The sequence below is a fragment of the Gordonia desulfuricans NBRC 100010 genome, assembly GCF_001485495.1.
Taxonomy (GTDB): Bacteria; Actinomycetota; Actinomycetes; order Mycobacteriales; family Mycobacteriaceae; genus Gordonia; species Gordonia desulfuricans.
In genome coordinates, this window is record NZ_BCNF01000019.1 from 12,058 (window position 1) to 33,879 (window position 21,822).

The window sequence follows — 21,822 nt, forward strand, 5'->3', positions numbered from 1 at the left end:
GGTTCCCCCGGCCATCACGGCAGCGTCGGCCGGTCAGACCCCGGCGGGTGCCTCGGGCAGGCTCGCCAGGACGGCGGCCTTGAGGTCGTCGGCAGTGGTCGCCGACTCGATCACGGCGATCGAGGCGGCGTCGCCGGCCTCGATGATGCCCAGCAGCAGGTACTCGACGCGCAGCCGGTTGTCGCCGCGTTCGCGGGCGACCCGGACCGCCGCCTCGAGTGCCTGGCGGGATTCGGCGGCGAAGCGGGGACGCATTCCGCGTCCACGAGGTCCGCGACGCCCGCGACCGCCGGCGAAGGGGCCGTCGAATCCTTCTCCCCCGGGGCCGAACCCTCCGGGGCCGAAACCCTGCGGACCGAATCCTCGCGGCCCGCGGTCGTATCCCGGACCGAAGCCTGCACCGGGTCCGAAGTCTGCGCCGCCGGGCCGGAAGCCCGCGCCGGGTCCGAAGTCCGGTTCGCAGCCGCCGCGTCGGCCGTGGGGGCCGCCGTGTCCGTGTCCGCGCCCACGGCCTCGGCCTCGGCCGCGGCCACGCCGCATCCGGTCGGCCCAGCCGTCGGCGAGGTCGTCGCCGAATCGGTCACGGACCGCCTCGCGCACCTTGTCGAGGTCGATTCCGATGGAGCGCAGAGCTTCCCGGTCCTCCTCGTAGCGTTCGGCGGCGCTCTGCTCGGCGGCCTCCGCCGCGTCGGCGTCGTGCTCGCCGTGGTGAGCACGTGACGCCTCACGGGCATCGGCCAGGGTGAGGCCGAGTCCGGTGAGCACCGCGAACAGCGGTGTCCGTGCATTGCCCAGCATGCCCAGGATCAGGTGGTCGTTGCCGACCTCCCGGTGTCCCAGCTCGCGGGCCTCGGCGATCGCAAAAACCATCGTCGCCTTGTCATCTCGATTGAAGTGTTCGAACATTGTTGTTCTCCTTGGGGTTTCAAACCCTCAGCGGGTCTGTGGTGGTGAGTGCTTCTGATGCACGGCCTGGCGGCTGATCTGCAGGACATCTGCGATCGCCTGCCAACTCCAGCCCTGGTTTCGGGCGTTGGCCACCTGCACGTCCTCGAGGCGGTCGGCCAGGGTGCGCAGAGCTCTCACCGCTGCCAGCCCCTGTGCGGGGTCTGCGCTCGCGGCGGCTCCGGCCAGGTCGGTTGCCTCCGGGGAACTGGCGGTCTCGTCGTCGTGCATGTTGTCAGGTTATGTTGACGTCCGCTAGTTGTCAAGAATTATTGACGAACGACCCTGTGGATGAGCATCACGAGGCAGCGTCGGTTCTGACGCACACTCGTGGGATGACCGACCACGGCGTCTACACCAGGGCCGACCTCGACAGGCGTGGGATCTCCGGGCGGGCATTGCGCCGCGCCCTCGACGACGGCCGGGTCACCCGACCCGCCCGCGGCTGGTACGCCAGGGCCGACGCCGATCCGCGCGTCGTCGACGCGGTCACCGGGCATGGCGCGGTGAGCTGCCTGACCGCGTTGTCCATGCACGGCGTCTGGGTGCCACCCCATGACAAGGAACTCCACCTTCGCGGCAACAGTCAGGCGACGCGCGCGAACCCCGAGCGCTACTGTTCCCAGTACGGTCGGCCCGAGCCCGTGCACGCCCCGGTCGACCACCCGATCCTCGCCCTGCGACATGCGATTCGCTGCGTCGACCGCGACGAGATCATCGCGATCTGCGACTCCATGCTCAACCGATACTGGCGTTCGCAGGCCGGGGAACCGGACACCGACGAAGCGCTGCCCACCCCGACCGCCATCCGTGCGGCCTTCGCCGATGCCCCTGCCGAGGTCCGCGCACGTCTGGACTGGTGTGATGCTCGCGCACAGTCGGGTACGGAGAGTCTCGTCCGGGTTCGACTGCGTGGGAACGGGATCGCCGTCCGGTCGCAGGTGCACATCCCCGGACTCGGGCATGTGGACCTGCTCGCCGGAGAACTCCTGATCATCGAGGTCGACAGCCGCGCCCACCACACCGGCGCGGAGAACTACCAGGAGGATCGACGGCGAGACCAGGTCTCGGCGTCGTCGGGATACCTGCGCATGCGGGTGACCTACGCCGACGTCGTCCACCACTGGCCGGCGACCGAGGCCCGCATCCTCAAGGCCATCCGCGCACGTCACCACCGTGCACCGCGACGCCGCAAGACGAGCTGACCGAGAACTGCGGACAGACGTGTCACCTCACGGCCGGTTCATGTGGACTATCCACATGAGTCGGCCGTGAGGTGATGATCCTGTCCGCTACTCCGAGGCGATCGATTCGGAGATGTTGAGGCGGGCGGCGCGTCGGGCCGGGACGAGCGCACCGACGAGGCACAGCACCACCGACACCCCGACGTAGACCACGGTGATCGGCCGCGGCGAGTAAGCGATATCCAATGACGTGGTGGCACTGAGTATCTCGTCGGACAGCACATGCAGGACCACACCCATGACGAGGCCGATCACGGCACCGACGACGGCCACCGCACCGGCCTCGGCGAGCACCATCTGCGACAGGAACCGACGTGAGGCGCCCATCGCGCGCAGGACGCCGAGTTCGCGTCGTCGTTCGATCACCGACAGCAACAGCGTGTTGAGCAGCGCGATGGCCGCGGCGACCGACACGATCCACTGGATCGCCACGGTGAACGCACCCGACGCCTCGGCCTCCATCTTGGTGGCCGCCAGCGCCTCGGCGCCGCTGTAGACCTGCGGCACCACCCCACCGGTGGCCGGATGTGCCGCGGCGATCTCCTCCAGGGCGACGCGCACCCGCGCCTCGTCGGCGTCGGGGGTGGTCATCACCTGGAGGTAGGTGGCGCCGGGACGGTCGAACCACTGCCCGAGCAGTGTGCTCGACATCGCCGCGGTTCCGGAATCGATGGAGACGTAGTCGACGGTGTCGCGGACCACGAGGTCGTGGTATCCGGTCGGGGTGGCCAGCCGGAGGGTGGAACCGACGTGGGCGTCGAGGGTACGGGCCAGCACATTGGAGAGCAGGATGCCGTCACCGGCCAACACCTGTTGCACCGCCTCGGCACTCGCCTTGCGCATGAACGGCGCCTTGGAGCCGGGCACGAGGCCCTGCATCAGCACCCGCGCGTCACCGATGTTCACCGACGCCCACTGTCCCGGAATCACCTCGGCGACACCGGGAACCGCACGGACCTCGCCGGCGATCTGTTCCGGGAGGACGGGCCCGAGCGGCACCTGCTCCTTGCCGGTGGACGAGACATAGAAGTCCGGATCACCCAGGCCGTCCAGGGATTTCGAGATCGATCCGACGAGATTGTCCAGCGCACCCGATGTTCCGATACCGACCGCGATCGCCACCGCGACGGTCATCAGGGTGGCCCAGGCGCGGCGCGGTGCGCGTTCGGTGTTGACCGACGCGAGCCGTCCGGGACCGCCGAACAGCCGGGCCAGCCGCACCACCATCTCGACGAGCGGCTTGGTCAGCGCGAAACACAACAGGAGCGCGCCGATCGCGTAGACCGCGCCGGCCAGGATCGCGGGACGGTCGGGCACCGTCGCCACGATCACCCACGATCCGATCAGGCCGACGATCCCGGCGATCGCGGACACCCACACCAGCGGGCCGCGCCGCGACGAGGCGTCCGCAGCGGCCTCACCCTGCGACATCGCCTCGACCGGCGACACCGAGAACACCGACCGCGCAGCCAGACTCGTCGCCGCCACACAGGCGATCACACACGCCACCACGGCCACCACCGGCGCATACCCGGGCAGGTGGTAGCCGATCTCGATGGACACCTGATCGCGGTTCAGCGCGGGCACGGTGGAGATCGCCCAGCGGCCGGCCGCCCACCCCAGCGGCACACCGATCAGACCACCCACGAGACCGAACAGCGCCGCCTCACCGAGCATGTCGCCGACGAGATCACCACGACGGGCGCCGAGCGCGCGAACCATCGCCAGCGACTGCCGCCGCGACGCGACCGCCATGTTCATGGTGTTGAACACCAGGAATGCGGCGATCACCAGCGACACCAGCGAGACCAGCAGCGTGGCATCACGGGTCACCGAACTGGCCACCTCGGCCTGTTCGGCACGGAAATCCGGGTTCACCACCACCGCCCGGCCGTCGACGACCCGCTCGATCCCCGAACGCACGGTGGCCACATCGGCCCCCGGCGCCACCACGACCAGGACGGAGTCCACCCGACCGTCCATCCCGGTGAGTCGTTGCGCCAGGCCGAGATAGGCGAAGATGTAGTTGCCCTGGTTGAGTTCGTCCGCGGCGCCCCCGGGTACCACCCGCAACACCCGAACCTCGGTGTCGCCGATCGAGACCTGTTGTCCCTCATGGAGTCCGGTCCCCGGTCCGGCGATGATCCCGTCGGCGAGGTCGTCCAGCGACACCGACGGGCCACCGGCCTCGGCCGCTGCGGCGACCTCCCCCGACAACGACGTCACCTGATAGTCCGAACCCAGCAGCGGGATGGTGCGGTCGCCGATGGTCACCGACCCGCGCACCATCGGCACCGCGGCCTTGACGTCGGGGACGTCACGACGGATCTGGCCGACGAGGTCCTGTTCCACACCGGAGTCGGCGATGGCGGCGACCTCGAGGTCGGCGGTGCCGGCGATCGCGGCGTTGAACTGACGCACCGACGCCGTCAGGGACCCGTAGGTGCCGAGCACCGCGACGAGCAGCGCCGACGACACGATCACCACGATCAGCGAGGTGAACAGGCGTAGTCGGTGGGTGCGGATCTCGCGCAGGTTGAGCAGGCGGACGCGGCCCAGACCCGCGCCGAGCCGGGCCGGCACCGACCTCACGCGATCTTTCCGTCCCGCACGGTGATGGTCTGGTCGGCGACCGATGCAGCGTTGGGATCATGGGTCACCATCACCACCAGCCGGTCGCCACCCTCGTGGGCGACGTCGGAGAGCAGTTCGAGAACCGATGCGCCGGTGGCGGAGTCGAGGTTGCCGGTGGGCTCGTCGGCGAGCAGGATGGCCGGTTCCATGATCAGCGACCGCGCGATGGCCACCCGCTGCATCTGTCCGCCGGACAACTCCGACGGACGATGGTCGACGCGGTCGCCGAGGCCGACCCGCTCGAGCAGCTCGATGGCGCGCGGTTTGGCCTTGCGCAGCGACTGGCTGTCGAGCAGTCGGGGCAGGGCGACGTTCTCCCACGCCGACATGGTGGGGACGAGATTGAAGAACTGGAAGACGAAGCCGACGGTGGTGCGCCGGAACTCCGACGCCGCGGCGTCGTCGAGCGATCCGAGGTCGACACCGGCGACCCGGATGGTTCCCGACGTCGGGGTGTCGAGGGCCCCCATGAGGTGCAGCAGCGTCGACTTGCCCGCACCCGACGGTCCGACCACGGAGACGAACCGACCGCCCGCGAGACTCAGGTCGAGGCCGTCGAGTGCACGCACCCGCTCCTCGCCCAGCCGGTACTCACGTACCAGATCGATCGCCTCGACCAGATTCTGCTCCCCGTCAGCCACGGGAGTGATCGTAGCCGGACCGCCGAACCGCGAGCAGCGGTCAGTCGATCCAGCGGCCGGTGGCGAAGAACTCCTCGAGTACCGCGGCGGGCCCGGCCGGATCGAGTTGCTGCGCCGCGAGCCAGTCGTCGTCGAAGTAGGTGGTGGCATACCGGTCACCGGAATCGCACAGCAGCGTCACGACGCTGCCGGCGCGGCGCTCGGCGACCATCTCCGCGACCAGCGCCAGCGCACCCCACATGTTGGTGCCGGTGGATCCGCCGACGCGGCGGCCGAGCCGGTCACTGATCGCATGGGTGGCGGCGATCGAGGCGGCGTCGGGCACACCGATCATCCGGTCGATGACCTGCGAGACGAACGACGGTTCCACGCGTGGGCGACCGATGCCCTCGATCCGCGACCCCGCGTCGGAGGTGATCGAACCGTCACCGGCGGCATAGGCGGGCAGGAACACCGAGTTCTCCGGGTCGACGACGGCCAGCCAGGTGGGATGGCGGCGGTAGCGCAGGTAGCGGCCGAGGGTCGCCGACGTGCCGCCGGTACCCGCGCCGACCACGATCCAGGTGGGGATCGGGTGCTCCTCGTCGGCCATCTGCGCGAAGATCGACTCGGCGATGTTGTTGTTGCCGCGCCAGTCGGTGGCACGCTCGGCCATCGTGAACTGGTCGATGAAGTGACCGCCCAGTTCACGCTCGAGCCGCAGCGCCTCGTCGTACACCTGGTTGGCACGTTCGACGAGGTGGCACCGGCCGCCCTGCCGTTCGATCAGCGCGGTCTTGGCCGGCGAGGTGGACGCGGCCATCACCGCGATGAACGGGACGCCGATCAGCCGCGCGAAGTAGGCCTCGCTGACCGCTGTCGAGCCCGAGGACGCCTCGATCACCGGGGTGCCCTCGGTGATCCAGCCGTTGCAGATCGCATAGAGGAACAACGAGCGCGCCAGCCGGTGCTTGAGCGAGCCGGTGGGGTGGGTGCTCTCGTCCTTGAGGTAGAGGTCGACGCCGGTGGGACGGCCGTCGTCGGCGGTCCAGCGGGACCATTCCGGGAGTTCGACACGCAACAGGTGGGTGTCGGCGCTGCGTCGGGTGTCGGCGTCGATCAGCCGGACCGCGTTGTCGGCCCAGGCACGGTCGAGGCGGCGGTCGATGTCGACGGTCCGGGCCCCGGCCGGCCGCACATCACCGGTCATGCTCAGTTGCCGCCGCGCAGCCGCGACTGGAGATCCTCGTGGCGGGCACGGCGCTGTCCGTCGACGATGGCGATCTGGTTGTTGACGCGCACCCGGAGCTTCTTGAAGACCACCATGCCCAGCGGCAGGGCGATCAGCACCCCGAAGACCGCGGCCACCAGCACGGGCACGTCGACACCCGCGAGTTTTCCGACGCCCCAGATGATCGCGGCGAGCGCCACGACCAGGACCAGGCGGGCGACGGTGTACAGCGCGATCGACAGGGTGAGGTCACCCGCACCGACGTGCTCTTTCTGCTCTTCACTCACGCCCTCCAGGGTACGTCCCCGCGATCGGGTCACCGACCGGACGCCCGATCGGGCGGCCGGGGCACCGATTGCCCGGATTCGGGGTACGGACGGACGGGGCGAAACGTCGGCTCGACGCGAACCAGGGCGATGTCAACCGTTCCGGCCCCGCGGGGTCATGTGTAAAACTGTGCCATCGCGGTGGTCCGAACGAGGGACATCGTCCACTGTTTGACGCCACGGACCGCAAAAGGATGCACCTGCGGTTCCCAAGGGTCGGTAAAAGCCGCTGGTCCTGGCTTCATGCAGGTCACAGGCCTCTTTACGCTTCCTTTACCTCCTCCTGAATGTTCGAGTACCTGGGCGATTTGCGTGTATTCATGGTGGCAAGCGCGCACCGCGCGACCGTGTCGGAGGCGTCCGGTTTCCGACCATGACAAAGGGAGTCCCATGACCGCCATCGAACCGAACACCGCAGGCGTCATCACCCCCGGCCTCGCGAGCCAGCACACGCTGACTCCTGGACAGGTGGCCGCGATGTTCAACGTCAACCCCAAGACCGTTGCTCGCTGGGCCACCTCCGGAATCCTCGGCTCCATCCGCACCCCGGGCGGACACCGCCGCTTCCGCGAGGAAGACGTCGTCGCCCTGCTCAACCGCCGCGTCCCCTGACCGCCACCTCCACGACATCACCGGTCCGCCGACACCGCCGACACCACCGATTCGCCACAGCCGACCCGCCCGTCCGCAACTCACGTAAGCTTGCGGACGGGAGGTTGCCATGGCACTGCTGTTCACCCTGATCGGGCTCATCGCGATCGGATTCCTGCTGTGGCGGACATTCGGACCGCAGGTGACCGAACGCGCCGAGGCCCGCCATCGCGGGCCGGTCGGCCCGGACGACGATCCCGATTTCCTGATGGATCTCGATCGTCGAACCCACCGTCCCGGCCAGTCCGGTCCCGACGCCGACGACACCTGATCGGGACCGTCGTACCCGTGACCGCCGTTCGTTCATGTGAATTCCCAGTTCAGCGGTACTGTATTCGGTTGTCCGATGCACCGATCCACTGTCCTATACAGCTGTCACTCGGGTAACCTCAGATACTCGTGAAGCGGGGGCGACGAGTGAGGAAGCGTGGACGGCGACGACGGACTTGGCGGTAACGGCCACAGTTTCTCGGACAAGCTGTGTCGGCTGTTCGACACCGTCCGCGACCACAACGGTCAGCCGTACACCGGTAAGCGCATCGCGGCCAAGGCCAATGCGCTCGGCTATTCGGTCAGCGACGCCTACATCTCCCAGTTGCGTACGGGCAAGGCCCGCACGCCGTCGTTCCGCACCGTCGAGGGCATCGCACGCGCCTTCGAGGTGAGCGTCACCTATTTCCTCAGCAATCCCGAGCAGGACATCGACCGCGTCCGCCGACAGCAGGACTACGTCCAACTGCTGGCGGTGACACGCGGTCAACTCGCCAACGTGGACCTCGGCGCACTGTGCCCGGACACCATCGAGGCGATGATCGGGCTGCTCAAGGTACTCAAGACCCAGGCCGAACTGGCCGCCGAACGATCCGACAACGGGACCGGCGCGGCCTGAACCCGCCGTCGACGGCGGGACGGCGCAGCGGCGGGCGGAGCGGCCGATCAGAGCCCGGCGTAGCTGTGCAGCCCGGACACCACCAGGTTGATGATGAACAGGTTGAACAGCAGCGCGATGAAGCCGGCCACGTTGATCCAGGCGGCCGCGGTGTTGCGCCAGCCCGCCGTGGCCCGTGCATGCAGGTACGCCGCGTAGATCACCCACGCGATGAACGACACCGTCTCCTTGGGGTCCCAGCCCCAGAACCGGCCCCAGGCCGCCTCGGCCCAGATCGCGCCGCAGATGACGCCGAGGCCGAACAGCGGGAAACCGAACACCACACACTTGTAGGCCAGCCGGTCCAGCGACTCCGCCGACGGGATGTGGGCCACCAGGCGGATCACGCCACCCTTGAAGCCGCCACCCGGGCGGTCGTTCTCCTCGGCCTCGGCACCCCACCGCATCTTGGCCAGATACAGCAGGCTCGCGACACCGGAGACCAGCAGCACACCGGACGAGATCGAGATGATCGAGACGTGGATGGCCAGCCAGTACGACTTCAGTGCGGGCACCACCGGGGCGGCCTGGGTGTAGAGCCAGCGTCCGCCGATGAACATCAGCAGCGTGACCGGCAGCAGCACGAACGACATCAGCGCACGGTTGGCCGGCTTGCGCAGGGCCACCAGACCCGCCACCACACAGGCGGCACAGGTCAGCGAGATGAACTCGTACATGTTGCCCCAGGGGGCACGGTCGGTGGCGATACCGCGGGTGACGATGGAGGCCACATGCGCGGCCAAACCGACGAACACCACCGGGTAGGCCATCGCGGCGATCCGGTCGGAGAAGGTGCGTGACGCGCGTGGGTCGTCGGCGACCTTGCCGGGCACCCGCTCGACGGTGGACCCGCCGGCCGCACCCGCGGCGACGAGCTCCTCCTTGGCGGCCAGGCGACGCGTCCGTGCACCGGCCAGCGCCGCCCAGAACATGAGCATCGCGAGTACGTACACCGTCATCGCGGTGCCGTAGAGCAGGTCGGAGTAGCGTGCCAGCGTCTCGTCGACCTGCACCGTCACGTTGTCCATCGATGTCACCTCATCTGTGTGCGCCGCGCGGGACTACAGCCTGCGCAGTCGGCTCGCCGGTCCCGAGGACCTCTGCTCGGACGCGAGCAGCGCCGTGGCCTGCTCGTCGAAGCCCTCGCCCCAACCCGCCTGATCGGTACGGGCCAGCCCGGCAATCTCTACTACAGTACGTCGTTCCCCGTCGGTGTTCGACTGCCCCGGTTCGGGCACCAGACGCGCCCACACCCGGCGGCGCCGCACCAGCAGCGACACGAGCAGTCCGACGAGCATCACGACCGAGCTGATCAGCACCCAGTTCTGGGCCGGATCGTGGGAGACCTGCACCGACACCCAGCGTTTGTAGCCGTCGAAGCTCACCACCGTGCCGTCGGCCAGCTTGGTGCTCGCGCCCACCGCCAGGTTCGCCTGCGCCTGACGCTGCAACCGGCCCTGGTTGATCAGCTGCTGGTCGAGCGAATACGCATTCTGCGGCAGCCCGGTGTCGAGACCGGTGTCGCCCTTGTAGATGCGGATCGCGACCTGCGGATCGTCGGGCACCGGCGACGCCGAGCTCAGCAGGGTGCCGTGATAGAAGGCGTCGGGCGCGAAGATCCCCTCGATCGCGATCTGGTTCTTGCGGCGGACGTCCTCGTCGGGGTACATGCCGGCCGGGGTGTCGTAGCGCACCGCACCCGACGACAGCATCGTCTGCAGCTCGTCCGGGATGAACAGGGCGGTCTGGGTGCGCTTCTCCCCGTTCGGGAAGGTCACGCTGAACGTCGGGGCGAAGCCGTTGCCGAGCACGTACACGCGGTCACCGGCGATCCGCAGCGGCTCGTTGACCTTGATCGAGGTCTTCGCCCAGTCCGCCGGGTTCGTGCCGGCGCCGGTGCCGTCGACGTAGGAGACCGTGGCGTCGTACATGTCGGGCTGGCCGCTCGGCAGGAAGGTCGCCGAGAAGTCGTCGATCCGGATGCAGAACGGGTTGAGATCGGTGCCGTCGACCAGCGCACCGGCACGGAACGAGTCGTACACCGCGGTCGAGGTGTTGCACAGCCCCTGCTCGCCGTCGGCGACCAGGCTCCGGGTGCCCTCGTAGCCGTACAGCTTGCCCGCGGCGATCGCGATCAGCAGTGCCAGCAACGCGAAGTGGAAGACCAGGTTGCCGAACTCGCGCAGGTACCCCTTCTCCGCCGACACCTCGACGCAGCCGTCCGGGTAGGCCTTGGACGGTTCGCGCACCACCACCTGCCGACGCCATCCGCGCAGGTTCCCGGCGATCCGGTCGCCGATCTCCTCGGGATCGCCGTCGACGGTGGCGGTCAGGTGCCGCGGCAGCCGACCCAGGTTGCGGGGCGCGGCGACCGGCTTGGCGCGCAGGCTCTTGGCGTGCTCGATCATGCGCGGGGTCAGACAGCCCACCAGCGAGATGAACAGCAGCACATAGATCGCGGTGAACCAGACGCTGGAGAACACGTCGAACAGCTGCAGCCGGTCCATCCACTCGCCGAGCCAGCCGTGGTCGGCGATGTAGGTCAGCGTCTTCTGCTCGTTGAGTGTGCGCTGGGGCAGCAAGGCGCCCGGGATGGCCGCAAGGGCCAGCAGGAACAGCAGCACCAGCGCGGTGCGCATCGAGGTGAGCGAACGCCACACGTTGCGCAGCGGCCACCAGAGTCGTCGGATGGCCCAGTGCGGTGTGCGGGGCGGGTGGGGGTCGGCCGGATTCTCGGCGACCGGGGCGTCGGCACGGGTCATACCGGGAGCTCCTGATCGGTGATGAAGGCGTCCCGCACCCACACGATGAACTGATCCCACAGTCCGGTGACCAGGGCGATGCCGACGGCGATCAGCATGATGCCGCCGAACACCTGGATCAGGCGGGCGTGGTTGCGCAGCCACCCGAGGCTGCGCAGGGCCCACGCCGAGGAGAACGCGAGGATGACGAACGGGATGCCCAGACCGGCGCAGTAGGCGACGATCAGCAACACCCCCTTGGCGGCCGTGGCGCCCTCGGTGCCCGACGCGGTGGCGATGACCGCGGCGAGCGTCGGACCGAGGCACGGGGTCCAGCCGAGGGCGAAGACACCACCGAGCAGCGGGGCACCGACGATGTTGGACATCTGGCGCGGGGCGAACCGGAACTCGTGCTGCATCATCGGGACCAGACCCAGGAACACCAAACCCATCAGGATGGTGACCACACCGCCGATACGTTGCAGCAGTTGATGATTCAGGATGAACGTCGAGGTGATGCCGAGGACGGTGGCGGTGGCCGCGACAAAGACCACGGTGAAGCCGAGGACGAACAGTGCCGCGGCGACGGCGACCCGCGAACGCCCACGCTTGGGCGACTCGTCGACGGTGATCGCGGGGGCCTCCGCGCCGACCAGCCCGGCCAGATACGACAGATAGCCCGGCACCAGCGGCACCACACACGGCGAGGCGAACGAGACGAGCCCGGCCACCACGCATGCGCCGAGCGCCAGCAGCAGCGGCCCCGAGGAGACGGTGTCGGCGAAGGTCTGTCCGATCCCGTTCACGGTGCGCTCGGTTCCGGTGTCTCGGCGACGACCCGGGCCACCTCGGCGCCGAGCTCGTCGGCGGTCACCGACTTGAGGAACACCGCGGCCGGACGATGCTGCCGGTCGAGCACGATCGTCGTCGGCACCACCGAGGTGGGGGTGGTCAATGCTGCCAGGGAGGCACCCGGGAAGTCGTAGATCGACGGGAACCCGACCTTGCGATCGGAGACGAAGTCCTGTGCCGACTGCCGGTCGTCGCGCAGGTTGATGCCCAGGAACTCCACGCCGTCGGCCTTGTACTTCTCGTAGACCTCTTCGAGTGCGGCGGCCTCACCACGGCACGGACCACACCACGATCCCCACACGTTGATCACGACGATCTTGTTCGCGAACCGCGGATCGTCGATCGACAACGGCTGTCCGGTCACCAGATCTTCGCCGGAGACCTCCGCGATCTGCTTGCGGCCGTCCGGCTCATAGGTGATGACGGTCTTGCCGCCGGGAGAGACGAACTGGAACGTGTCGCCCTGGGAGACCGCGTCGTTGCCGGTACTGCAGCCGGAAAGGGCGACGACGGCGGCGAGCACTGCACACAACACGAGGACGACACGACGAACCACCGGGCGACCTCAGGCTCCGGTGGCCAGCGGATCCGATGCGCCCGCCGGCTCCGAGTAGATGATGTCGACGAGCGCGTCGTCGTCGTAGATCAGGCTGGTCAGCGATGCCAGCGAGCACTGCCGCCGACGCGGGTCGTGCCACAGGCGCTGGCCCTCGAGGAACCGGCGCAGCGTGTACACCGGCAGCTGGTGGCTGACGCAGACCGCTTCGTGGCCGCGGGCGGCGTCGCGCGCCTTGTTGGCGGCGGCGAGCATGCGGTGGGCCAGCTGGATGTAGGGCTCGCCCCACGACGGGGTGAACGGGTCACGCAGTTTGGGCCAGTGCCGCGGCTTGCGCAGGGCACCGTCGCCGACCGACACCCGGAGTCCCTCGAAGACGTTGTCGGCCTCGATCAGTTCCTCGTTGGTGATGATCGGCAGATCGTGGGCGCCGGCGATCGGGGTGGCGGTCTCCTGCGCGCGCTGCAGCGGCGAGGCGAAGACCGCGGTGATGTCGTGGTCGGCGAGGGCGCGGCCGACCTGCTCGGCCTGTCCGCGTCCGGTTGCCGACAGGTGGAAGCCGGGCAGACGGCCGTACAGGATGCCGTCGGGGTTGTACACCTCACCGTGTCGCATCATGTGGACGATCGTGTGCATCAGGAGTTCTCCCGGTTGGTTGCCGTGGGGTCGGTGGCCTCACGCGCGGCGCGCGCCGCCGCGGGCAGTGCGTCGGCGATCCGTGAGAAAGCATCCTCGTCCAGCGCCGCAGAGACAAACCAGGCCTCGAACGCGCTGGGTGGCGCGTACACGCCGGCGTCGAGAAGTGCGTGGAAGAACGGGGCGAAACGCCAGGTCTGGGTGTTCTTGACCGCGGCATAATCGGCGATCACGACATCCGGGTCGGAGGTGAAGAACACACTGAGCAGATTGCCCGCCTTCTGCACCCGGTGACCCACCCCGGCCTCGGTGAGCGCCGCACCGAACAGGTCGGCGAGGCGGTCGGCGTTGGCGTCGAGGCGGGAGTAGACGTCGGCGTCGGCGGCCCGCAACGTGGCCAGGCCGGCGGCGACGGCGACCGGGTTCCCCGACAGCGTGCCCGCCTGGTAGACCGGGCCGGTCGGGGCCAGACGCTCCATCACGTCGGCGCGACCACCGAACGCCGCGGCGGGCAGGCCGCCGCTCATCACCTTGCCGAAGGTGTAGAGGTCGGCGCCCACGCCCTCGAGGCCGTACCAGCCGGCCGGGCTGACCCGGAATCCGGTCATGACCTCGTCGATGATCAGCAGTGCACCGTGCCGGCGGGTCAGCTCCCGCAGACCGGCGTTGAAGCCGTCGTGCGGGGCCACCGCGCCCATGTTGCCCGCCGCCGCCTCGGTGATCACCGCGGCGATGTCGTCGCCGAACTCCTCGAATGCCTTCGCGACGGCCTTGAGGTCGTTGTACGGCAGGACCAGGGTGTCGTGCGCGGACGCGCCGGTCACACCGGGGCTGGTCGGCAGGCCCAGGGTGGCGACACCCGAGCCGGCGTCGGCGAGCAGGGCGTCGACGTGGCCGTGGTAGCAGCCGGAGAACTTGATGATCTTGGGGCGGCCGGTGAAACCGCGGGCCAGACGGATCGCCGACATGGTGGCCTCGGTGCCCGAGTTCACCAGGCGGACCCGCTGCACGGGGTCGACGCGGTCGATGATCTCCTCGGCCAGTTCCACCTCGGCCTCGGTGGGCGCACCGAACGACAGGCCGGTGGCCGCGGCACGCTGCACCGCCTCCACCACCGCCGGATGCGCATGACCGAGGATCATCGGCCCCCACGAGGAGACGAGGTCGACGTACGTGTTGCCGTCGGCGTCGGTCAGTTCCCAGCCCTTGGCCGAGGTGATGAACCGGGGATCGCCACCCACCGCGGAGAACGCGCGGACCGGCGAATTGACCCCGCCGGGGATGGCGTGCTGCGCCCGTTGGAAGAGTTCACTGGACTTCGCGGCGACATCGGCGGATCTGGTCACGCGCTCCAGTGTTCCAAATCGTTTGAGGGCGCCCCAATTCACCCTGGTCAAAGCGGTGCGCGAGGGTCCGAGGGTGTCCTGACCGCACATCGCGGCGCGTGGTGACGGGGCCGGCCGGACGCGCGAGGCGCCCCCGGAGACCTGGTCGCCGACACCCTCGTCCCACCAGGCCTCGACACGGGTCCTCGCCCAGGGGCTCGGTCCCGGCTCGACCACCAACACACACACCGTCCGAGCCGACGAGGAACCCAGCAACCCGCTCACCGACACCCTCGACCCACCAGGCCTCGACACGGGTTCTGGCTCGACCACCAAGACACCCGCCGAGCCGACCTCTCCCGATCGCGACGGCCACCGCTACCGGCCCAGGGTGCGCTCCACCTGATCGGCGATCGCCTGCTGGCCCCGCGCATTGGGATGCAGTGTGATGCGGGCGGTCGATCCCTGCTGCGGTTCCACCCAGCGGTCGTCCCCGGCGCAGGCGTCGTGCCCGTCGGACACCGTGGACATGTCCACGAAGTCGGCGCCGGTGGCCTCGGCGGCACGGCGAACCGCGGCGTTGAGGTCGGCCTGCAGTGCCCGCACATACGGCACGTCACCGGTGGCGATCCGCACCGTCGGATAGCACCCCTGTGTGGCCGGGACGATCCACGGATAGCCGATGATCACCACTCGTGCGTGCGGCGCGGCCGACCGGATCTCGCGCAGACCCTGTTCGAGGTCGGGTTCGATGGTCTCGGCGATCGGCGCCGACAACTCGTCGCCGTGCTGGTCGCGGCAGGGGGAACCGGTGGGGTCGGTCGGGGCGGCCGCACCGCACACCCGGATCGCACCGCCGAAGGTGTCCTCGTCGTTGCCGCCGAGCATCAGGGTGACCAGTTCGGTGTCGGGTCCGAGCGCATCGAGCTGTGGTGCGACACCGAAGTACTGGTCGGTGGTGAGATCGGCGGTCCGGGCGCCTGCGCAGGCGACGTCGGTGAGTGGCGTCTGCAACCGCTCGGCAAGCAGCTGCGCATAGTTGCGGGAGGACCTCTGACAGAACGGATTCGATCCCTCGACGAGGGGTGTCACACCGGTGCCCGCGGCGTAGCTGTCGCCGAGATTGACATACCGCGCCGATGGCGGTGCCGCGCCGGACGACGTCGGCGATGCGGCAGCTGCCGAGGTGGATGTGTTTGCGGTCGTAAACTTTTCACCGCCATCCCCCGTCGTGCAGCCGCCGACCAGGAATGCGGTGGCCATCGCGACGACCAATGGCAGCAGTCGTCTCATGGCGCCACCCCCGCCGATCATGTCTCGGCACCCAACATCATGAGCAGCAACTCGGCCCGGGCACGGGCGTCGTCGAGATCGGTACCGAGCAGTGCCGCGACCCGCTCGATCCGGCTGCGCAGGGTGTGCCGGTGCACGCCGAGTGCAGCGGCCGCGACGCCCCAGTTGCCGTTGGCCTCGAGGAAGGCGAGCAGGCTGCGGTGCAGGTCGGTGCCGTGGTCGCGGTCGTGTGCGACGACCGGGGCGAGGCGATGCAGGTGCGTGTCGGCGAGGATCGAGCGCACCGGCTCCACCTCCAGAAGTGATTGCGCGCCGGCCAGATCCACCATCCGGCCGGCGGTGGCCGACCGCGCCGCGAGCCGTGCCTGGGCCACCGACTCGCCGATCGCGCCCGGCAGCGGCCGGCCGTCGGCGGCGAGGTCGACCGGGGCGCCGATCCCCCCGCGGACGGGAGCGCGCATTCCGAGGACACGGAGCAGCGCCGCGGCCACAGGCGTCGGGTCGTCACCGCGCAGGAGAGCGATCACCTCGGACCCGTCGCGGTGGACGAAGACTGCGCGCCAACGATGTTCGAGTTCGTCGACGAGGGTGAGCGCACCGCGATGGGCGGCATCGGCGTCGGCGAAGACGAAGACCACCGCCCGCACGCGGCCGTCGGGGTCGGCCGCGCGGTGCAACAATCGGAGTCCGGTCACGCCGACGATGCCGTCCATCGCCGCGGCGAGGGCGTCGGCCTGCAACCCGTCGGTGTCGCGGCGGACCACACGAGGCTTGTCATACTCGATCACCATGAGCGACACCGCATGTCCGATGAGCATCCGCGAGACATCATCGAGCGACGGTCCCAGCACCCCGAGGTATCCGTATGTCCTTGTACCCGTTCCGATCCGGGAGACGGTGAGCGTGAGGTCGTCGTCCACACGCACGGCTCCCGCCGATGCCGGGTCACGGGTCACCAATGCCCGGAGGCGTTCGACGTCGCCGTCGACCCGCCGGGATGCGGTGACCTCGGCGTACATCGCATCGAGCAACACCACACGGCTGCTGACGGCGTCGGCGAGCTCGTGCACCACCGCGTCGGCGCCGCCCGAGATGGCCGCCCGCGTCATACTCGGCTGCGCCCGGCCGGCCGCCACCAGACGTGCCGAGCGCTGCGCTGCGAGCTGATCGAAGACCGCGCGGGTGATCGCCGCGAACGGGATCGGCAACGGGATCTCGAACAGCGGGAGGCCCAGCCGGTCGGCGGTGTCGATCAGTTCGGTGGGCATCTGCGCATGGCCGAGTCCCACCCCGAAGCCGAGCGCCGCGATCCCCACCTCGTGCAGTGAGGTCAGGTAGCGAATGCGGCCGTCGGCGTCGGCGGGCAGGCGCAATCCGGTGGTGAGCACCACCTCGTTGCCCACCAGCCACCGGGCGGCGTCGACGAGTTCGGAGGTGACGGCGTGATCGAGTACGCGGTCGAGTCCTTCGGCGCCGCCGCGCAGCACCAGTTGGAGGCTGCGTTGGGCCATCAGCCAGCGGACGGTCGCGGTCACTCCCCCACCGTACCGCCAACCCGATGGACACAATGTCCCGAGTTCGATCTTGTACTGGACAAGTTGTCAGGCGCGGATCGGCGCCGTCTGGCGAAGACTCGATGGTGAGCCCGGGCAGGAGAACCCGGACCCGAACGAGCCGAGGTGAAGATCATGACCACTGCCACCACCCCGATCGTCTACCGACTTCCGCAGGAGCGGCGACTGGTGACCGAACTGCCGGGGCCGCGCTCCCGTGAACTGCAGGAACGCCGGAACGCCCATGTCGCGGCCGGGATCAGTTCCACCCTGGGCACCTATGCCGTCGACGGCGACGGTGGCGTGCTGGTCGACGTCGACGGCAACTCGCTGATCGATCTCGGCTCGGGTATCGCGGTGACCTCCGTCGGCTCGGCCAACCCGGCCGTCTCGGCGGCCGTCGCCGACCAGGCGAGCCACCTCATCCACACCTGCTTCATGGTGGCGCCGTACGAGGGGTACGTCGCCGTCGCCGAGAAGCTCAATGCGATGACGCCCGGCGACCACGACAAGCGCACCGCATTGTTCAACTCCGGCGCCGAGGCGGTCGAGAATGCCGTCAAGATCGCACGACTGGCGACCGGCCGCAGCGCGGTTGTGTGTTTCGATCACGCCTACCACGGCCGCACCAACCTGACCATGGCGCTGACCGCCAAGAACATGCCGTACAAGCACGATTTCGGCCCGTTCGCACCCGACGTGTACCGGATGCCGATGAGCTACCCGTACCGTGACGCCTTCGGCGCCGACGGCGTGGCCGCTGCGCGACAGGTGATCTCGACGATGTCGGTGCAGATCGGTGCGGACTCGCTGGCGGCGGTGGTGATCGAACCGATCCAGGGCGAGGGCGGATTCATCGTTCCCGCACCGGGATTCCTGCCGACGCTGGCCGCGTGGTGTCGAGAGAACGGCGTGGTCTTCATCGCAGACGAGGTGCAGGCCGGATTCGCCCGCACCGGCACATGGTTCGCATCCGACGACGAGGGGGTGGTCCCGGACCTGGTCACGATGGCCAAGGGGATCGCCGGCGGGATGCCGTTGTCGGCGGTCACCGGTCGCGCCGGCCTGATGGATGCGGTGCACACCGGCGGACTCGGCGGCACCTACGGGGGCAATCCGGTGGCGTGTGCGGCGGCCCTGGCGGCCATCGAGCAGATGGAGACCCACGATCTGCCCGCCCGGGCACGGCATATCGAGGAGATCACCGTCGGCGAGCTGTCGGCGGTGGCCGATCAGCTCGCGGGGCAGGGCAAGCCGGTGATCGGTGAGATCCGTGGCCGGGGCGCGATGATCGCCGTCGAGTTCGTCGACGCCACCGATCCGGCCGCCAAGATCCCGGATGCGGCACTCACCAAGGCGATCGCCGCCGAGTGCGCGTCGCAGGGAGTGATCGTGCTGACGTGCGGCACCTACGGCAACGTCATCCGGTTGCTCCCGCCGCTGGTGATCGGCGACGACCTGCTCCGCGAGGGGCTCGGCGTGCTGCGCGATGCGATCCTGAAACTGGCCTGACCACAGCACTTTTCAACCAGATCATCCGCTGCGGTCAAGTCCGCCGCCGACAAGTTCACCGCCGACGAGTTCATCCCCGAAAAGTTCATCCCCGAAAAGTTCATCCCCGAAAAGTTCACCGAGGAAGGGAATCCCAGTATGTCCTCCACCGACGTTCTCGATCCACAAGCCGTTCTCGACGGGGTCCCCACCGGGCTGTGGATCGGAGGTGAATCGGTCGCCGCGTCAGACGGCGGCACCTTCGAGGTGATCAACCCCGCCACCGAGGAGCCGGTGGCCACGGTGGCCGATGCGACCGTGGACGACGCCCGCCGTGCACTCGACATCGCGACCGCGGTGGCCGGCGAGTGGTCGGCCACCGCACCCCGTGAGCGCGGCGAGATCCTGCGTCGCGCATACCAACTGGTCGCCGACCGAGCCGATGACCTGGCGATGCTGATGACCCTGGAACTCGGTCGTGCCCTGCCCGACAGCGTCGCCGAGGTGCGCTACGGCAACGAGTTCCTGCGCTGGTTCGCCGAGGAGGCGGTCCGGATCGGTGGCCGGTACACCACCTCGCCCGCGGGGACCGGCCGGATCGTGGTGTCGCATGCACCCGTCGGCCCGAGTCTCGCGATCACCCCGTGGAACTTCCCCCTCGCCATGGGAACTCGCAAGATCGGGCCGGCACTGGCCGCCGGCAACGTCATGCTGGTCAAGCCGGCACACGAGACCCCGCTGACCATGCTGGCGCTCGCCGAGGTGTTCGCCGAGGCCGGTCTGCCCGGCGGGGTGCTCACCGTGCTGCCGACGACCAATGCCCGTGAGGTGTCGTCGTCGATCATCACCGACGACCGGATTCGCAAGATCAGCTTCACCGGTTCGACGCCGGTGGGCCGAAACCTGTTGGCGCAGGCGGCCGAACGCGTCCAGCGCACGTCGATGGAACTCGGTGGCAATGCACCGTTCCTGGTGTTCGACGACGCCGACGTCGACAAGGCCGTCGAGGGTGCATTCATGGCCAAGATGCGCAACGGTGGCGAGGCGTGCACCGCGGCCAACCGATTCCTGGTGCAGTCTGGTGTGCTGGAAGAGTTCACCGAGAAGCTGATCGCGAAGATGTCGGCGGTGCGGATGGGTGCCGGCTACGAGGAGGGTGTGACGCTCGGCCCGCTGGTGACGCAGGCGCAACGCGACAAGGTGGCCGACGCGGTGGAGAGCGCCGTCGCCCATGGTGGCCGAGTCCGGTTGGGCGGCAAGGCGCCCGAGGGCAAGGGCTACTTCTATCCGGCGACCGTTATCGACCAGGTCGATGCCTATGCACCGGTCACTCGGGGCGAGATCTTCGGTCCGGTCGCGGTGATCAGCTCGTTCGAGACCGAGGAGGAGGCGATCAAGGCCGCCAATTCCACCGAGTACGGGCTGGCCGCATACTTCTTCACCCGTGACCTCGACCGGTCGCTGCGCGTGGCGGCCGCATTGGACTCCGGCATGGTGGGCGTCAACCGCGGTGTGATCTCCGATGTTGCAGCGCCCTTCGGCGGCGTCAAGCAGTCGGGTATCGGTCGTGAAGGCGGTTCCGAGGGGATCGAGGAGTACCTGACCGTGAAATACGTTGCTTTGAGCTGAGACAGTTCGGGTCCGGGACGGCGCGACCACCGACCGACCACCGTCCGGGGGCGTCCACCACGTGGGCGCCCCCGGACGTGGTGACATAGGCCCCGAACCCGTTCCGCACTATGTGAAGTAGGCGCCACGCTTACGCAGGAGTGACCGGGTCTCGGCCACCACGCCGTACGGTGCGGTGGTCATCCGCTGTTTGTTCACCCGCACCACGACCCAACCGAGCACGCCCACCTCGGCGTCGCGAACCTCGTCGTGTCGTTTCTGCTCGGGTGAGGAATGGAACTCCTCGCCGTCGTATTCGATGGCCACCCGTGGGCCCGGATATGCGAGGTCGAAGCGGGCGATGAGCCGCGCATACTCGTCGAAGACCTCCACCTGGCTCTCCGGCTTGGGCATCCCGGCGTCGAAGAAGAACAGGCGTAACCAGCTCTCCCCCGGCGATTCCGCCTTGGGGTCGATGTGGGGGATCAACTCACGGACCTGCCGGACGTTCCGGGTGTGCTTCTGTGCGCGGGCGAATGCGGCCAGCTCGTCCAGGTCGACCGCGGTCGCAGCGGCGAGAGCGTCGAGACGTCCCAGTGCCCGCCGTCGGCTGGGTTGTCGGCCGAGGTCGAAGGCGGTCCGAAGTGGCGAGGTCACCAGAGTTCGGTCGATCTCGACGATTTCCGAGGGTTCGAGGTCGAGTCGCCTCGTGACGGTTCCGGTGGCCCTTCGGCCCGAGCAGTTCTGTCCCCGGATCAGTTCGATGGTGAAATCGTCGTCGAACCACCGGGTTCCGTGCATGATCGCAGCGGCCTCCCCGGCGACGACGGGCACCCCGCCTGCCTGACCGACGACGGCGATGATGCGTTCGCGCGCGGACATCAGGGTCGATCGCTCGATGTGGCCACGCCCGCGCAGGCGTTGGAAGTCGGCGGCGAACTGCTCGGCGGTGAGCGCCTCCTCGGCGAGGATGTCGGGACGCCGGACCACGTCGGGCATCGTGGTCGGCGGATATGTTTCGGAGTTGTCCATGCATGATCAGACGCACTGGAACGCCGTCAGGTTTCACCGACTTCGGCGAACGTGCCAGAACAGTGCTCCGAGTGCCCGGTCAACGCGATCGAGCGCCCAGTCAACGCGATCGGGTGCCCGGTCAACGAGATCGAGAGCCCGGTGAACGTGTTCGGG

21 protein-coding genes are annotated in these 21,822 nt (G+C 68.8%); 6 read left to right on the forward strand and 15 right to left on the reverse strand.

Annotated features, from left to right (window positions below; all coding sequences use genetic code 11):
• Nucleotides 1-33 precede the first annotated feature (33 nt).
• Nucleotides 34-906, reverse strand: a complete 873-nt coding sequence (locus GD1_RS02990; protein WP_059035544.1) for a Clp protease N-terminal domain-containing protein — start codon at nucleotides 904-906, stop codon at nucleotides 34-36.
• Nucleotides 907-933: 27 nt separating this feature from the next.
• Nucleotides 934-1,176, reverse strand: a complete 243-nt coding sequence (locus GD1_RS02995; RefSeq protein ID WP_059035546.1) for a hypothetical protein — start codon at nucleotides 1,174-1,176, stop codon at nucleotides 934-936.
• A 104-nt stretch (nucleotides 1,177-1,280) separates the two neighbouring features.
• On the opposite strand from GD1_RS02995, the gene GD1_RS03000 reads away from it, so the two are divergent.
• On the forward strand, nucleotides 1,281-2,150 hold the full coding sequence (locus GD1_RS03000) for a type IV toxin-antitoxin system AbiEi family antitoxin domain-containing protein (RefSeq protein WP_083533821.1): 870 nt from the start codon (nucleotides 1,281-1,283) through the stop codon (nucleotides 2,148-2,150).
• Nucleotides 2,151-2,237: 87 nt separating this feature from the next.
• Here GD1_RS03000 and GD1_RS03005 read toward each other — a convergent pair whose 3' ends face one another.
• The 4 genes from GD1_RS03005 to GD1_RS03020 are packed head-to-tail and all read right to left on the reverse strand — an operon-like array spanning nucleotide 2,238 to nucleotide 6,961.
• Nucleotides 2,238-4,772 carry an FtsX-like permease family protein gene (locus GD1_RS03005; RefSeq protein ID WP_083533822.1) on the reverse strand — a complete coding sequence of 845 codons (2,535 nt, stop codon included), beginning with the start codon at nucleotides 4,770-4,772 and terminating at the stop codon, nucleotides 2,238-2,240.
• A 5-nt stretch (nucleotides 4,773-4,777) separates the two neighbouring features.
• On the reverse strand, nucleotides 4,778-5,464 hold the full coding sequence (locus GD1_RS03010; RefSeq protein WP_020791029.1) for an ABC transporter ATP-binding protein: 687 nt from the start codon (nucleotides 5,462-5,464) through the stop codon (nucleotides 4,778-4,780).
• A 40-nt stretch (nucleotides 5,465-5,504) separates the two neighbouring features.
• Nucleotides 5,505-6,653 (reverse strand): L-cysteine desulfhydrase Cds1, encoded by a 1,149-nt coding sequence (gene cds1 / locus GD1_RS03015; protein ID WP_020791026.1) that lies wholly within the window; start codon nucleotides 6,651-6,653, stop codon nucleotides 5,505-5,507.
• A 2-nt stretch (nucleotides 6,654-6,655) separates the two neighbouring features.
• Nucleotides 6,656-6,961 (reverse strand): DUF4229 domain-containing protein, encoded by a 306-nt coding sequence (locus tag GD1_RS03020; RefSeq protein WP_059035552.1) that lies wholly within the window; start codon nucleotides 6,959-6,961, stop codon nucleotides 6,656-6,658.
• A gap of 429 nt (nucleotides 6,962-7,390) precedes the next feature.
• On the opposite strand from GD1_RS03020, the gene GD1_RS03025 reads away from it, so the two are divergent.
• From GD1_RS03025 to GD1_RS03035, 3 genes are all read left to right on the forward strand, one after another.
• Complete coding sequence (locus tag GD1_RS03025) at nucleotides 7,391-7,612, forward strand: BldC family transcriptional regulator (RefSeq protein WP_020791036.1); 222 nt, start codon at nucleotides 7,391-7,393, stop codon at nucleotides 7,610-7,612.
• 109 nt (nucleotides 7,613-7,721) lie between these two features.
• The gene (locus GD1_RS03030; protein ID WP_059035554.1) at nucleotides 7,722-7,922 is read left to right on the forward strand and encodes a hypothetical protein; all 201 of its coding nucleotides are present in this window, start codon (nucleotides 7,722-7,724) and stop codon (nucleotides 7,920-7,922) included.
• A gap of 156 nt (nucleotides 7,923-8,078) precedes the next feature.
• Nucleotides 8,079-8,540, forward strand: coding sequence for a helix-turn-helix domain-containing protein (locus GD1_RS03035; RefSeq protein WP_059035556.1), 462 nt, complete (start codon nucleotides 8,079-8,081; stop codon nucleotides 8,538-8,540).
• A 47-nt stretch (nucleotides 8,541-8,587) separates the two neighbouring features.
• On the opposite strand, the gene ccsB is transcribed toward GD1_RS03035, so the two are convergent.
• The 8 genes from ccsB to GD1_RS03075 all read right to left on the reverse strand — a co-directional run bounded on the left by ccsB (nucleotide 8,588) and on the right by GD1_RS03075 (nucleotide 17,517).
• A complete protein-coding gene (ccsB, locus tag GD1_RS03040; protein ID WP_059035557.1) occupies nucleotides 8,588-9,607 on the reverse strand; it encodes a c-type cytochrome biogenesis protein CcsB in 1,020 nt (339 codons plus the stop codon).
• Nucleotides 9,608-9,640: 33 nt separating this feature from the next.
• Nucleotides 9,641-11,341 carry a cytochrome c biogenesis protein ResB gene (gene resB / locus GD1_RS03045; RefSeq protein ID WP_059035559.1) on the reverse strand — a complete coding sequence of 567 codons (1,701 nt, stop codon included), beginning with the start codon at nucleotides 11,339-11,341 and terminating at the stop codon, nucleotides 9,641-9,643.
• Nucleotides 11,338-12,126 carry a cytochrome c biogenesis CcdA family protein gene (locus GD1_RS03050; RefSeq protein ID WP_020791028.1) on the reverse strand — a complete coding sequence of 263 codons (789 nt, stop codon included), beginning with the start codon at nucleotides 12,124-12,126 and terminating at the stop codon, nucleotides 11,338-11,340. The genes resB and GD1_RS03050 overlap by 4 nt, the downstream gene beginning before the upstream one ends.
• Nucleotides 12,123-12,728: a TlpA family protein disulfide reductase gene (locus GD1_RS03055; protein ID WP_020791035.1), complete on the reverse strand. Its 606-nt coding sequence runs from the start codon at nucleotides 12,726-12,728 to the stop codon at nucleotides 12,123-12,125. Before GD1_RS03055 ends, GD1_RS03050 begins: the two co-directional genes overlap by 4 nt.
• A 9-nt stretch (nucleotides 12,729-12,737) precedes the next feature.
• Nucleotides 12,738-13,364: a histidine phosphatase family protein gene (locus tag GD1_RS03060; RefSeq protein WP_053776660.1), complete on the reverse strand. Its 627-nt coding sequence runs from the start codon at nucleotides 13,362-13,364 to the stop codon at nucleotides 12,738-12,740.
• The gene (gene hemL, locus GD1_RS03065) at nucleotides 13,364-14,710 is read right to left on the reverse strand and encodes a glutamate-1-semialdehyde 2,1-aminomutase (protein ID WP_053776659.1); all 1,347 of its coding nucleotides are present in this window, start codon (nucleotides 14,708-14,710) and stop codon (nucleotides 13,364-13,366) included. Before hemL ends, GD1_RS03060 begins: the two co-directional genes overlap by 1 nt.
• Before the next feature lie 357 nt (nucleotides 14,711-15,067).
• Nucleotides 15,068-15,982, reverse strand: a complete 915-nt coding sequence (locus tag GD1_RS03070; RefSeq protein ID WP_059035571.1) for an SGNH/GDSL hydrolase family protein — start codon at nucleotides 15,980-15,982, stop codon at nucleotides 15,068-15,070.
• Nucleotides 15,983-15,999: 17 nt separating this feature from the next.
• Nucleotides 16,000-17,517: a PucR family transcriptional regulator gene (locus tag GD1_RS03075; protein ID WP_059035561.1), complete on the reverse strand. Its 1,518-nt coding sequence runs from the start codon at nucleotides 17,515-17,517 to the stop codon at nucleotides 16,000-16,002.
• Between the two features lie 153 nt (nucleotides 17,518-17,670).
• On the opposite strand from GD1_RS03075, the gene gabT reads away from it, so the two are divergent.
• Both gabT and GD1_RS03085 read left to right on the forward strand, forming a co-directional pair.
• Entirely contained in the window at nucleotides 17,671-19,047 is a 1,377-nt protein-coding gene (gene gabT / locus GD1_RS03080) for a 4-aminobutyrate--2-oxoglutarate transaminase (RefSeq protein ID WP_059035573.1), read from the forward strand.
• 138 nt (nucleotides 19,048-19,185) lie between these two features.
• A complete protein-coding gene (locus GD1_RS03085; RefSeq protein ID WP_020792232.1) occupies nucleotides 19,186-20,655 on the forward strand; it encodes an NAD-dependent succinate-semialdehyde dehydrogenase in 1,470 nt (489 codons plus the stop codon).
• A gap of 108 nt (nucleotides 20,656-20,763) precedes the next feature.
• On the opposite strand, the gene GD1_RS03090 is transcribed toward GD1_RS03085, so the two are convergent.
• The gene (locus GD1_RS03090) at nucleotides 20,764-21,666 is read right to left on the reverse strand and encodes an endonuclease domain-containing protein (protein WP_059035563.1); all 903 of its coding nucleotides are present in this window, start codon (nucleotides 21,664-21,666) and stop codon (nucleotides 20,764-20,766) included.
• Nucleotides 21,667-21,822 lie beyond the last annotated feature (156 nt).